General features: G+C 48.7%; 13 protein-coding genes. 6 read left to right on the plus strand and 7 right to left on the minus strand.

The features are described 5' to 3' along the window. Positions 1 to 334: 334 nt before the first annotated feature. A complete protein-coding gene (locus AC4PME_RS19870) occupies positions 335 to 466 on the minus strand; it encodes a hypothetical protein (RefSeq protein ID WP_491045996.1) in 132 nt (43 codons plus the stop codon). 137 nt (positions 467 to 603) lie between these two features. On the opposite strand from AC4PME_RS19870, the gene AC4PME_RS19875 reads away from it, so the two are divergent. Then, entirely contained in the window at positions 604 to 1,386 is a 783-nt protein-coding gene (locus tag AC4PME_RS19875; protein WP_491045995.1) for an HNH endonuclease, read from the plus strand. 47 nt (positions 1,387 to 1,433) lie between these two features. Here AC4PME_RS19875 and AC4PME_RS19880 read toward each other — a convergent pair whose 3' ends face one another. Both AC4PME_RS19880 and AC4PME_RS19885 read right to left on the minus strand, forming a co-directional pair. Continuing rightward, a complete protein-coding gene (locus AC4PME_RS19880; protein ID WP_491045994.1) occupies positions 1,434 to 2,468 on the minus strand; it encodes an Abi family protein in 1,035 nt (344 codons plus the stop codon). Positions 2,469 to 2,695: 227 nt separating this feature from the next. Beyond that, positions 2,696 to 2,998, minus strand: a complete 303-nt coding sequence (locus AC4PME_RS19885; RefSeq protein ID WP_491045993.1) for a hypothetical protein — start codon at positions 2,996 to 2,998, stop codon at positions 2,696 to 2,698. Between the two features lie 338 nt (positions 2,999 to 3,336). On the opposite strand from AC4PME_RS19885, the gene AC4PME_RS19890 reads away from it, so the two are divergent. Then, complete coding sequence (locus AC4PME_RS19890) at positions 3,337 to 3,699, plus strand: RNA-dependent RNA polymerase family protein (RefSeq protein ID WP_491045992.1); 363 nt, start codon at positions 3,337 to 3,339, stop codon at positions 3,697 to 3,699. Between the two features lie 240 nt (positions 3,700 to 3,939). Here the strand turns inward: AC4PME_RS19890 and AC4PME_RS19895 are convergent, their stop codons facing one another. The 3 genes from AC4PME_RS19895 to AC4PME_RS19905 form a co-directional block, all read right to left on the minus strand. Next, positions 3,940 to 5,085, minus strand: coding sequence for a DUF21 domain-containing protein (locus AC4PME_RS19895; RefSeq protein WP_491045991.1), 1,146 nt, complete (start codon positions 5,083 to 5,085; stop codon positions 3,940 to 3,942). Positions 5,086 to 5,192: 107 nt separating this feature from the next. Then, complete coding sequence (locus tag AC4PME_RS19900; RefSeq protein ID WP_491045990.1) at positions 5,193 to 5,771, minus strand: class GN sortase; 579 nt, start codon at positions 5,769 to 5,771, stop codon at positions 5,193 to 5,195. A gap of 12 nt (positions 5,772 to 5,783) precedes the next feature. Then, positions 5,784 to 7,820, minus strand: a complete 2,037-nt coding sequence (locus tag AC4PME_RS19905) for a marine proteobacterial sortase target protein (protein ID WP_491045989.1) — start codon at positions 7,818 to 7,820, stop codon at positions 5,784 to 5,786. A gap of 186 nt (positions 7,821 to 8,006) precedes the next feature. Here AC4PME_RS19905 and AC4PME_RS19910 point away from each other — a divergent pair, with 186 nt between their 5' ends. Next, a complete protein-coding gene (locus AC4PME_RS19910; RefSeq protein ID WP_474843672.1) occupies positions 8,007 to 8,396 on the plus strand; it encodes a YbaN family protein in 390 nt (129 codons plus the stop codon). Beyond that, positions 8,383 to 9,036, plus strand: a complete 654-nt coding sequence (locus tag AC4PME_RS19915; RefSeq protein ID WP_491226090.1) for a DNA-J related domain-containing protein — start codon at positions 8,383 to 8,385, stop codon at positions 9,034 to 9,036. The genes AC4PME_RS19910 and AC4PME_RS19915 overlap by 14 nt, the downstream gene beginning before the upstream one ends. Here AC4PME_RS19915 and AC4PME_RS19920 read toward each other — a convergent pair. Beyond that, positions 9,033 to 9,653, minus strand: a complete 621-nt coding sequence (locus AC4PME_RS19920) for a TetR family transcriptional regulator (protein WP_474848983.1) — start codon at positions 9,651 to 9,653, stop codon at positions 9,033 to 9,035. The two genes, AC4PME_RS19915 and AC4PME_RS19920, sit on opposite strands and share 4 nt — an antisense overlap. A gap of 110 nt (positions 9,654 to 9,763) precedes the next feature. On the opposite strand from AC4PME_RS19920, the gene AC4PME_RS19925 reads away from it, so the two are divergent. Then, positions 9,764 to 10,924, plus strand: coding sequence for an efflux RND transporter periplasmic adaptor subunit (locus AC4PME_RS19925; RefSeq protein ID WP_474843666.1), 1,161 nt, complete (start codon positions 9,764 to 9,766; stop codon positions 10,922 to 10,924). Positions 10,925 to 10,958: 34 nt separating this feature from the next. Beyond that, a partial coding sequence (locus AC4PME_RS19930; RefSeq protein WP_491529739.1) for an efflux RND transporter permease subunit occupies positions 10,959 to 11,878 on the plus strand: 920 nt, incomplete at its 3' end.

The following is an 11,878-nucleotide window of genomic DNA, read 5'->3' on the forward strand; positions in this document are numbered from 1 at the left end:
TTTTGTTCTTCCAATCGCGCCAGCGCTTCGACGATTTGCGCCAGCCGCGCCTGGGATCCTGGGATTGTCATGCTACTCAAGCTCCATTATCGTTTGGCATAGGCCCGTTGCGGGAAAGGAGCGCTTCACGGTTTAAGCAAGTGTGATCCCCCCTTTTACTTGGAGCTTATCACGAATGCGCCATCCCAGCGCTGATGCACCGTGTACGTTTCTTGGGGCAATGCCTGTGGGTCGTCAGTGTCGGTTTGCGAAAAGTGCGATAAATGGCACGTTCAGGGGAAAAAGACCGTCAACCGCGATTTTGGGCCTAATGGCGCATAAGAAGACATTATGTTTAATACATTTTCAAGCACAGTTCTGCATGTTTGACGCGTTTAAAACCTATCTTTTTGGCGCGTTCACGCAACGTTTCTTGGGTAGCGTTATTTTTTGCATTTTTGCTTTTTTTAACGTCACGCGTAGCCATTTCCCAGCAACCTGTTGTTTATTTTCACATTAAGATATAGTCCGCTTTAATTTATTTTCGCATATTCCGGCTTTTCCAATTTCATTGGCGTTGATGCAATATGCAGTATGTTGAAAGACGCCTGACATGGAGAGGTTATGTCTCACTATTATTATGCTTATCATGGTCCTGAAAATACTTCTGCATTTACCACTGACATGGGCTACGGACTGAGTGAGAAGCAACGATGGAAGTACGAACGCGTAAAACCGAACGATAAAGTCTTTATCATTCAAAAACTAAAAGAGTGGCCCACGTTTGAACTGTGTGGGTTGTACGAAGTGACAGGTCGATATCATGAGCCCACCTCTAATCGTCCTTTACGCTTTCATCTCCAAGAAGTGACCGTCCCCGATAAATCAATCACGCTGGATGAATTGGTACTGAGCGAGTTACTTCCCCATGAAACAAAAGGGAATAAGAATTGGAGCAATTTTAAGCGCCACTTTTGTGCGCAAGGCGTGTCATTCAGAGCTCCTATCTCAACCGGCGTCAGGCATATTTTATCGGCACTGCTCGCTCCAAAGGCGGTGGTACTCTCTGACATAGACAAAGACTTTGAGAAAGACGTTGCCCGTGCTCAGCAACGTTCCGCTGAGGAGCGGCAACGTCGATTGCAAAAAGCGCCTAAAATCCCACAGACCTCCATTGTTGAAGTGAGCGTATTTCAACGTAACCCAGATGTGGTGGCTGAAGTCCTCTTTCGTGCCAAGGGCATCTGTGGCTCGTGCAAGAACCCTGCGCCCTTTACGCGTAGAAAAGATGGATCCCCTTATCTAGAAGTGCACCACATTCAACAGTTGGCCCATGGAGGGGAAGATACCGTGGAAAATGCAATCGCATTATGCCCCAATTGTCATAGGCAAAAGCATTTTGGTTAACCGAATAACGGAAGAGAACGTTGCTTTATTGGGCTTACGTTCCTTTATTAATATTGTCTATGCGCTTTCGCTATGATGCCAATAACATTACTCGCCTCTTCAACGATGATGTAATCAATGCCTCGTTGCTTAAATATCTGTTTCGCTTTTATTAAACTTTCAGTACTTCCACACCGTTGAGTGTTTGACGGCAGCTGAAGGGTGCTAATGATCTTGCCAAAGGTAATTTCCGTTAAGTCCAGCATTAAGGTGCCATCACACTCTTTGTTTCGGAGCATAAAATCGAGAAGGTGCGATTTTTCAATGATCAGCGGCACATCGCCGTCATAATAATAAAATCGACAGCTCGGGATATCGTTCAGTGTCGTGGTGTTGTCGACTCTCAAAAATTGGTTATCACACCGTTCGCCAAAATGAGGTTTCGGCTCACCATTGGCGCTAGGTGACGTACGTAAAATACCATTGACGGTTGAATGATGCTTTGTCCAGTCATGCGTTTCTTCGCTTATCCACTTAATCACGTCGAGTAAGTCTCTGTGATATTTGGAAATATCTAGACCATATATTGGCTCATGATGGGCGACGCGATTTCTAAATCCATTCAGATCTCTGACATGCTGCTGAAATTCATGCCGTGTTTTGGTCGTGTTTGGCAGTAATGTTTGCATATTTGACTGCCAAAATGGCCTGTCATACTCCGAACGAAAAAGATTGGACCAAAAATCAAACGTGAGGGTTGCCACGATGTCTTTTGTGTCATGAGAATTCGCCCTCTGGATCCCCTTATCTAGCGCATCTTCGCTCTGTTGACTTAGCTCGCCTCGAAAGGTGGTGGAACGTGGCCAATCCGGACCGTAAAGAGTGGAAAAAATACCGCTCATCTTGTTACGAAGCGTTACTTCCAAGATGTGTAATGGATACAAGAAGGACTTCGCAAGTCTTGCATTGTATAAATATAGATTAAAAGCATATTCCTCATTGAAGCCTGCCTTCATCAGAAAGGGCTTAAATCGTTCTTCCGATAAGTTAGACTTCAATTCGCCACTGTTGTTATAGGTATATGGGACTTGACTTTCTGCCATATTTTACTAGAATCCTTGTTAGAGCAGTTGAACGGTCCCTCTGATTTAATATCATGCGCCTTCAACAATCTATCTAGATACCCGAGACAGACAACAGTCCCTCTCGGGTTTTCGCTTTTTAGGGGGTATGGTAAACCCATGCTCTTAAAGATCAACAGTTAATCTTTGTCCCTAAAAGGTTTATCTACGGCGGTGTATCAATACGTGAAATACAGATAACTGAAGGTTTATCTGCCGCATCGATACAATTTTTCGTACCTTTCTGCAATTTCATCAAACCACAACGAGTGACTTCCTATCACATCCACGTGCGGTGTAGGAATACCGGTTCTCTCATCAACATCAATGTAAAAGACATGAAACTCACAATCATCTTTGCCGAGTGTATTGAGCTCACGCATCAGGCGTAAAAAAAGAAATAAATGAGGCGCGGGAATAGCAGCGTGACACGACAGTACCACATAGGGATGGGGACCGATAAAACGGGCGAGGCTGTGGTTATCAATACGCGTGGTTGTCCAACGTGTCATGCTTTTCATCCTGAGGTAGTCCCCCCTCAAAAAAATGGGTTTGGGGGCGGTTTATTGATTTCAACCCATTCTTATTTTCCCAAGCTTCGCTTGGCCGTGTTCCAGTAAGTCGCCTGCTTTACACCATGCGGTGTTTTCACTTACCTATCTCACTCAAAATGGATAAAAATCCCTCCTATTCATTAGCCAATAAAAGCCCTATCACACCTATTGCTTATCAATTTAAGGGGCGTTATCTCTTTCGTATTGCCTTATTTATATCTGTAGGACCCTTTTTTGGGTTTTTACAGTAACAATTTTAAAAAAAATGCTAAGTCATTGATTCCATTGACAAGCGATTGAAAGAACTTGGGAACAAATATGATTTGCAGGTTACTCGTTATGCCGATGATATCGTTTTTTCTGGAAAGGACGTATTTCAAGAGGCGCTTCCCACCGAATTAGAAGCTATCTTCGAAGCGACGACATTTTCACTTAATAAGAATAAAACGTACTTTGCAGACTCTGAAAAAGGCCAGCGATTAAAAATTCATGGTTTACTAGTTAAAGAAGATAGAATCACTTTAACCAAGGGTTATCGAAATAAGATCCGAGCATTTCGTCACCTGGTTGAGCAGGGTAAAGTGTCAGAAGATGATCTGCCAAGGCTAAAGGGACATCTGAAATTTGCGGAGTTTATCGAAAGTAAAAATATTATCTAACAATCATTTTAGTCCAGATTATAAACAAAGTTGAAATGGTTAAGTAAAGCTGGCCTCTTCAATGTGTAGGACTAAAACGAAGACAAAGAAATAACCATTAACATTCAATAAATTATAAAAATATAAAGCAGTTTTATAAGTGAATTTGTCTTCGCTATAATTTCATATGTCTTCGTTATAATTACTTCAGATCAGATGGAAGATGCACCATCCCGGAAGCGGGATGGTGACTTTACCCGATCAGGCCTTGGGCTCGTTAATGGTGGTGGTGAGTTGTTCGGCTTTGGTTTCTATCTCAACTTCAACGGCAGTGCTGCCCTGAACCGCATTCTTTGAAACGCTGGCCGGGGTTACGGCGCTGATGCCTTTTAACAGGCGGCCAAGAATGTCGGCTCCGGTGATGATGCGGGGTTGTGCGCCCCAAACCAGCACCACGTCAACATCGATGGTGCCATCATCATGGGCGTCCAGCGTTTCCTGCGCTTTCAGGTGCCACAGCACTTCGGATAACATAAGAGATTCATCCCGCACGATTAACGGGCGGTGACAGAAATCATAAATATCAAACGGTTTGTCGGTATCAAAAAGGGCTGCCCGCAAAGCACCGTCAGCATCAAGAATGAGCAACGGGTTATTTTTCTCATCGGCGAGTACTACCCATTTATGCCCGCTCTGGTTAATTTTCTTCAGAAGTTCATCTGAGCTGTTGCGTACGAATTCCGGCACAATGGGAAAGTCCAGTTTGGCGGGTAGCTGAATAATGGACTCCGGCTCAAGTAATTCACCCTCCTGCATCACCGATACTTCATCGATAGCAAGGAAGTTAAGTGCGCCGGTACCTTCCACATGGTCAACCTCTGCTTCTTCGGCGTCCACGTGCTGTTTAATCACTTTACGCAGATCGTTATCCCGCATGTATTCAACGCCTTCGCGGCCCAGCCAGCCATCAAGCAATAAGGCGGAGGGCTTGGAAACGGGATACAGGATGATCTGATAGAAACGCATTACCGGTGATAACACTGACGCCATGCGCATGGCATTTCTGGAGAAATAAGCCTGCGGCATGATTTCACCGAAAATGGTAATAAAACCGGTAGAAAACAGGAACGAGGCTGCGCCCGTCAGCACAGAGTCTGACAGCAATGCCAGCAACACGTTGATCCCTACGTTACCCCACAGAATAGTGGTGAGCAGGAAGTTAGAATCCTGTCTGAGCTTCAGAATTTTCGCCGCGGTTTTATCTCCGTGGCTGACTTCCATCTCCAGTTGCAAACGGCTGACTGAAAAGAATGCCAGGTTTAGTCCGGAGAACATGGCCGACTGTGAGATACAAAAGAGGATCCCGAGCCATACGTAAAGTTCCTGATTGCTTAACGCAAAATCCATAAATAAATACTGCCTGGTAGTAAACGGGTGGCGAGTGTAAACCGGTAAAGCAAATAGTGTTAACCGGAATTTTTATCGACACGAAAGAATATGGGAATCGTAGCGTATTAAACAGGAACTGCCAGTACAATCAAGCGCAAACGGGGTTTGGGCGTCATATCATTAAACGGATAACAGGTGATAAGCTGGATTTCGTCTTTGTTCCGTTCGATGAACCAGCGGTGGGTGTGTGAATCGACAATATTGGTCTTACTCACCCGATAGGTACGCCATTGTCCGTGGCTGTCCTGGATCTGAAAGGTGTCTCCTGTCTGCACATGCTGCAGAAAATTGAAATGGGTGTCCCGGTGACCGGAATACACCTGTGTGCCGCTCTCCCCGGGCAATGCAGTGCCGTCTATGTGGCCGGGGCCGAAGGCGAGGCTGCTGCCATGACTGCCCGACAACATATACAGGCGCTGGTTGTGGCCGGGAAAGGTCAGTACGGCTACGGGCCAGGTGTCTGACCACGACCATGGTTTAACGGTGTGACCGGTTTCCAGGGTTTCCTCCCAGGCATCTGCAATAAGCCGTTGCGCTAATACTGCTTTTGCCGCAATCCATAATGTATTGCCAAAACACAGGGTGCCGGTTGCCAGAAGCAGGGCGGGGAGTGCTGTCTTCAGGTATTTTACTTTTATCCTCACTGCACGGCCGCCTTATCTTACTTTTATCCGTTGCCAGAACAGTAAGGCGAGGCCTGCAACAATACACAGTATACCCAGCCAGAGTGTCAGTTCCGCTGTGGTGGCGGTTTGCGGATATTGCAGTTGCTGATGTGACATGCCCTGCGGCAGTTGATTCGCTACCCGCAGACGGAGCGGTGGACGGGGGCTGTTTTCATAAGTCACCGGTGACTGATCGATAGCAACAAATGAGGTAAAGCGGGACAACAGACTATGTTGCAACGCCACCGCTGTCACTTGGTCTTTAACCTTTTCTTCACTAAGCGAGCCGATTCGCCCTTCATCTTCAATATGGGCAATTTTTTGTCTGGCCCAGCGTGCGCCGGCGCCGCTGCCTTCCGGCATATCCGATGACGTGAGCGTTTGCGACCAGAGCTGACTGGCGGTTTCACCGCTTACGGTGACACTGCTGACAGGCGTTTTTGTGGAGGCAAAAGACAGCAGGGGTTCGTTAAGATACAAATCCGGCGTATTTGCAGGATAGACCTCTGCATCTTCCGGCCAGCCCGGCTGGATGTTTTTGGCTGCACTGTGGTTAAGCTTTGCGAACAGACTGTTCATCTGCGGGGCAATATCCTGCGGATTGGCAATAAATTCATAGGTGCCACGGCCAGCCTGCGCAGCCTTATGCATGAAGTAACTGTTGGGAGCAGAGCCAATCCCCACTGTGAATAACCGCGATGTGCCTGCGAAGTTGCTGGTCAGGCTGAACAGCTCTGCCTCGTTACCCACAGCTCCGTCAGTGATGAATACCACCTGGTGGAGGCGTTCATTCCGCGGATTCTGTGCAAAGGCTGCAGTCAGCGCAGGTACCATTTGTGTACCGCCATCGGCCTGCAACTGATTTACCCATTGCCGCGCCGCTTGTCTGGCGGGAGGCGTTGCAATATTTGCCTCTGCGAACATCAGCGAAAAACGGTCACTAAACGCGATAACGTTAAAAAGGTCGGTATCCTTAAGCTTATCAATAGCAGTAATCAAACCCGATTTAGCCTGAATAATTGATTGCCCCTGCATCGAGCCTGATGTGTCGATGACAAATGTGATGTCGCGGGGCAGCGTTTGCGGCTGTGTGATGGCGGGGGGCATCACCATTAGCAGGGAAAAGTAATCATCACCGGATTGCTCGGTAAAAAGGGCTGCGACCGGTTCTGCAGAAGGGGCAGGGAGCCAGCGAAGCACAAAATCACGGTCCATTTCACTGTGACCCTCTTTAAGGGTGATAGTGAACTTGTCGTTTTGCCTTGTCAGATCGATGTCATGATACAGCGCATACACCGAGGTAAGTGGCATACCACCGTTCAGAGAAATAGTGAGTGCCAGAGGATTCGTTTTTCCACTACCGGGCAGAATAAACGGCGGAAACAGAGCTGCAGGGTCTGCATACCCGGTGGTTGCCGGGGCCTCCGATTCACGGCTGCTCATGTTCATACCCGGCATGTACCTGGGTGTCAGTGTTGTTGGCAGCCTCCATGAAAATTCGCCCCGGCGAAACTCTGCGATATCAAGAAATTGCAGTGTAACCTCTATGGTTTCTCCCTGTGCGATATGGCTGACTTGCTGCGTAAATAAATTGGGGCGCTGCTGTTCTGTCAGTGCAGCCCGTTTTCCCTGTACCACTGCGTCGCGGTAAAGGCGCCGGGCTTCCTGCCGTGGCTTGATGATGCCTTCAATCACCCGTGAGCCGGTACGGATGGTCATATGAGTAACAGCCGCCTTGTCCGGCAGCGGAAAGGTGTACACACCATTGGCCGGCCCGTCGCTCTGGTTTTTAAAAATCTGCCAGTACGTCACGTTCACCAGTACACCGTTGATCTGAACATCTGCATCCGTGAGTACATGTAAAGCGGCCTGCCCGTTTACGTCGTTGCTTTGTAACGTCATATTACCGGACTGGTAGCGGGGTAGTGTGTCAGCAAAAGAAGGAAAAGCCGGCCACATGAAGAGTATCAGCAGCAACAAATTAAAGTGGCTGCGGGCAGGGCAGCGGCGGATGGGATTCGTGAACATGAGCGTCTTCCGTTACGGTGTGTAGGGTTATTTCAGCACTGTAATCTGGCAAGCTTGCGGAGGATATGTGGCGAAGAAGCAATGAATTCAGGCGAATTATGGAGTAAAGTGAAAGATATTCCTCTAAACACACAGCAACACGGTTCTGAGTTATCTATGTCGCACCGGACTAGCCGTAGAAACAGCATGTTAACAGCACCTTACCGGTGGTGTTTAATGCTGGGTGCCTGTGTGAGTCTGACGCTTGGGTTTATTGGTGTGGTCGTGCCGGGTATGCCGACAACGGTCTTCGTGCTGATTGCTGCCTGGCTGGCGGCCCGCAGTTCACCGTCGCTGGCTTTATGGCTGGACAATCACAAAGTCACCGGGCCGATAATTCATCACTGGCGAAACGGACGCTGTATGCCGCGCAGTGCAAAATATGCTGCCACGGCAGGTATGTCACTGTCGGCGGTGATCATGGCGGTCACAGCCACGCCGGTTTGGGTGATGGCCGGTACGGATATCATGATGTTGTGTGTGCTTATCTGGTTGTGGCGTCTGCCGGAACCTGAGTTGCCGGATGGCAAAGCCTGACATGACAAAGCCCGCTGGCCATGAAGCAACACTCCGACACTTACAACTGACACTGTACGCAATGCAAAGCCGGTTCGAAGCGGGGATCAGCGAGTTTGAGCTTATCAGCCTGTTACAAAAACCACCGTATTCGCTTTTCGATGAAACCGCTTTGCGCGACAGCCTGGCGCTGTTCCGTTGTCACTTTATTCTGTTCCATTGTCTTTACCGTCTTCAGGATGAATGGCTGGCGGAAAAGCATGGCTTACTTAACATCCACACGACGGCCATCCGGTTGGAACCTTTAGCGGAATCAACAGAAACACCGGCACTGGCAGATCCGCTGCGGGATTATTATCTGGATTGGAACAACTTTGACAGCACCGGCAAAGAAGATGTGGATGCGCTGATACACAGTTTCTGGGTCAAAATGGGCAGCGGCATTCACATGTCCGCAGACGAAAACACGATTAATGAAGCACGCAATGTGCTGGAGATCGCACCGGATATACGACTGACCCGCAGCCTGATAAAGAAACAGTATCGACATTTACTGCACAGGCACCATCCTGACAAAGGCGGGGAGAATCCGGTTGCTGCTGAACTGGTTAGGGCCTGTGAAGTATTACTGAGTGCGGTTAAGCAGGAACCGCTGGCCTAAACATTATCGGTACGTAATCCGCCGAAATAGATTTTCATCAGGATGGGGGCTTTCGTGGTGATGTCGAAGGCTTCCGGTGCTTCCAGATATTCCGACAAAATACCACGCATAAAACAGTTCATCGCCAGGGTGTAATCTTCCGGTGTGATATCTGCAGACAGCTGGCCTAATTTAATAGCCCGTTTGTAGTAGGCAGAGAACGCCTGAATCTTTTCGTATTTTGCCGTAGTGTGCTTTTCCTGACTACACTTCAAATCACCACTGTAATCACATTTTAACATGAAAAGTGTAAGTGTTTTACGTAGTTGCTCATCTTGATCGAGATCGAGGAATATGTTCGTACATAACTCCTGTAACTGACCGACAGGATTGGGGTGTTCAGCTTCCAGTCCTTCCATGATCCGTTCGATAAAAGGAGTATGCAGGTTCTCATGAAGCGCATCGAAGATCTCCATTTTGTTTTTAAAGTGCCAGTACACGGCACCCCTTGTCACATCTGCCTTGCGGGCGATTTCTTCCAGGGATGCTTTAGCGACACCGCGCTCTGTAAAAACATCGACAGCGGCCTTTAATATGGTCTGTTTTGTGAGCTCAGCATCTTCTTTTGTTCTGCGCATCGTATTCTCCGCGAGATTGACAACATACATACAAGAACGTATCTTTAGAAGGTAAACCTTTAATGTGCAATTGTCCAGCCCCCGTGGCTGTATCAGGAAGACTTATTGTTATGAAAAAACTGTTTTTAACTGCCGTCACAGCGATAGCGCTGGCCGTTGCCGGTGGCTGTTCTGACCAAAACGGGCAACAAGCCGCTCAGGCAAGCCAGGGTGGTCAGCAACCCGCACCTTCTGTGTCTGTAGTGACAATTGCCAGTCAGCAGGTAGAGCACACGGTTACACTGCCCGGGCGTGTAAGCCCGATGCGCCAGTCGCAGGTGCGTCCGCAGGTAGAGGGTGTGCTTACCGAACGCTTGTTTGAAGAAGGTGCACTGGTGGAAAAAGGCCAGCAACTTTATCAAATCGATGATGCCCGTTTCGCAGCACAACTGGCCAGTGCGAAAGCTGATCTGAAAAGTGCGCAGGCGAGTTTGAAAACGCTGGAAGCACGTTCAGCCCGTTATAAAGATTTGCTCAGCCGCAACGCCGTCAGCCGTCAGGAGTATGATGATGCACTGGCTGAAGCCGAGCAGGCAGAAGCGCAAATCAGTGTCGCCCAGGCCGCGGTAGATTTAGCCAAAGTGGATTTAGACTACACCAAAGTGTATGCCCCTATCAGCGGTCAGATCAGCCGCAGTTATGTCACCGTCGGTTCGCTGGTAACAGCCAATCAGGAACAACAACTGGCTACCATTACCCAGTTGAATCCGGTTTATGTTGATATGCAGCAAAGCGGCAAAGGTGTTCTGACACTGCGTAAAGCGATGCAGCAAAGTGGCACACTGCCGGTGAAGCTGATTCTGGATGAAACCACAGGTGAAGCGTATGAACATCAGGGTGAACTGAAATTCTCTGAAGTGACGGTAGATGAAACAACCGGTGCGGTTGCACTGCGTGCAGAACTGCCTAACCCTGATTCACTGTTGATGCCGGGTCTTTTCGTGAAAGCCACCGTGGTGCTGTCTAACACCGATGAGTTACTGGTACCGCAACGTGCGACCACCCGTCAGCCAGACGGTTCGATGGTGGTAATGACGGTGAATGCGTCAGACAAAGTTGAACCCCGCCAGATCACTGTATCAGGTGCATGGCAGGATCAGTACATGGTGAAAGGTGGCGTGCAGGCTGGTGACAGAGTCATTGTGACCGGTTATCAGAAAGTGCAGCCGGGTATGCAGGTGAATGCTAAACCCTGGCAGGCCGGTAACGCTCAGGCGAAAAACGGACAGTAAGCGCGACTAATTTTCAGGCAGGAACACATTCTTTATGGCACGTTTTTTTATTGATCGCCCTGTGTTTGCATGGGTGCTGGCTCTGATCACAATTATGGCCGGCCTCTTGTCAATACAAGGTCTTCCCATCGAACAGTATCCCAAGGTTGCCCCTCCCTCGGTAACCATCAGTGCGTCCTATCCGGGCGCCTCTGCGGAAACTATCGAAAATACCGTCACCCAAATCATTGAGCAAAGCCTGTCGGGCATCGACAATCTGCGTTATTTCACATCAAGCAGTGAAAATACCCGGATGACGATTACCCTGACCTTTGAGCCGGGCACTGACCCGGACACCGCGCAGGTTCAGACTCAGAACAAGGTACAAAGCTCCGTCTCTCTGTTACCTACACAGGTTCAGCAGCAGGGCGTAACCGTGACCAAATCAAACGATACGTTTGCTGTGGTTATCGGTTTCTACTCTAAAGACGGGCGCTTGTCACAGTTCGATTTGAGTGACCTGCTGGTATCAGAATATCAGGATCCCATTTCCCGTGTGAACGGCGTGGGTACAACCCGTGTATTCGGTGCCCAGCGTTCTATGCGTATCTGGCTGGACCCTGACAAACTGTACAGCTACAACATGACGCCTGTGGATGTTCAGGGCGCAGTACAAACCCAGAATACAGACATTTCTGCCGGACAACTGGGTGGTCTGCCGGCCATTGAAGGTCAGCAAATCAATGCCACTATCACGGCGCAGTCTATCCTGCGTACCGTGGAAGATTTCGAAAATATTGTATTGCGGGTTAACACCGACGGTTCACAGGTGCGCGTGAAAGACGTGGCGCGGGTTGAACTGGGCTCTGAAAACTACAGCTATATTGCCCGTTATAACCGTCAGCCGGCGTCCGGTATGGCGGTATCTCTGGCGACCGGTGCCAACGCTCTGGACACCATTGAGCGGGTAAAAGC

The organism is Alteromonas sp., from assembly GCF_984505615.1.